This window comes from Mesorhizobium sp. M0587 (assembly GCF_040320945.1).
GTDB lineage: Bacteria > Pseudomonadota > Alphaproteobacteria > Rhizobiales > Rhizobiaceae > Mesorhizobium.
This window is the reverse complement of sequence record NZ_JAMYQP010000099.1, coordinates 1-1,326: the sequence shown is the minus strand read 5'-3', so window position 1 is coordinate 1,326 and position 1,326 is coordinate 1. Positions and strand designations below refer to the sequence as shown.

The 1,326-nt window shown below is 68.3% G+C and carries 1 protein-coding gene; it reads right to left on the bottom strand.

Features of this window, described 5'->3' with window-relative positions:
- On the bottom strand, positions 1-1,326 hold a 1,326-nt coding region (locus tag NKI49_RS33170), incomplete at both ends, for a condensation domain-containing protein (RefSeq protein ID WP_352695937.1).

The following is a 1,326-nucleotide window of genomic DNA, read 5'->3' as shown; positions in this document are numbered from 1 at the left end:
CCGCCTTCAGGATCGCCAGCAGCCCGACCACCATCGCCGGGCTGCGCTCGACGCAGATCGCCACCGGCTGATCCGGCTTGACCCCAAGGGCGATCAGATGATGGGCCAGCCGGTTGGCCCGGGCATTGAGTTCGCCATAGCTCAGCGCCTCGCCCTCATGCACCAATGCCACCGCCTCGGGCGTGCGGCGCACCTGTTGCTCGAACAGCTCGTGGATGCAAAGATCCGACGGAAAGTCCGCGTCCGTCCGGTTCAGCTCCTCCAAAAGGTAGGTCCGCTCCTCGGGCGACAGCAGCTCGATGCGGCCGACCGGCTGCCCGGCATCGGCAACCATCGCCCGCAGCAATGCCAGCAGATAACCACGCTGCCGCTCGATCGTCGCTTCGTCGAACAGCGCCGTCGCATAGTGCAGCGATCCGGCGATCTGATCGCCACGCTCGCCCAGGCTCAGCTCCAGATCGAACTTGACCTGATCATACCCCTCCCCGGCAGCCTCCACACTCAGCCCCGGCAGATCCAATGACCCGACGGTGTTGTTCTGCCAGGCCAGCATCACCTGGAACAACGGCGTGTGATCGAGGGCCCGCGGCGGCTTGACGATCTCGACGACCTGCTCGAACGGCAGGTCCTGATGCTCCTGCGCGGCCAGCGCCGTGCGCCGCGTCCGCTCCAGAAGCTGCGCCAGGCTCGGCGCGCCCGACAGGTCGACCCGCAGCGCCAGCGTGTTGACGAAGAAGCCGATCAGCTCTTCGATCTCGCGCCGGCCGCGATTGGCGCTCGGCACGCCGATCACGACGTCGTCCTGGCCCGACAGGCGCGACAGCACCGCCGCCCACGCCGCCAGCACCGTCATGAACACCGTCGTGCCATGCTGGCTGGCCAGCCGCTTGAGCCCGCGCGTCAGAGCCGCGTCGATGACAACCGGCACACCGGCCCCGGCGAACGACTGCTGGGCCGGCCGCGGCCGGTCCGTCGGCAGCGCAAGCCGGGCCGGAGCCCCGGACAGGGCGTTGCGCCAATACTGCGCCTGGGTCTGCAGCCGTTCCCCCGACAGCCACTGCCGTTGCCAGGCGGCATAATCCGGATACTGGATCGCCAGCGGTGGCAGCGGGTCGTCCTGCCCGGCCACAAACGCCCGGTACAGGCTGTTCAGTTCACGCATCAAGACGCCCATCGACCAGCCGTCGGAGACGATGTGCTGCTGGGTCAGCAGGAAGACGTGCTCCTCATCCGCCAGCCGGATCAGACGCGCGCGCATCAGCGGGCCGCGCGACAGATCGAACGGCGTGTGCGCCTCTTCACGGCACAGATCCGAAAGCGCCGCCT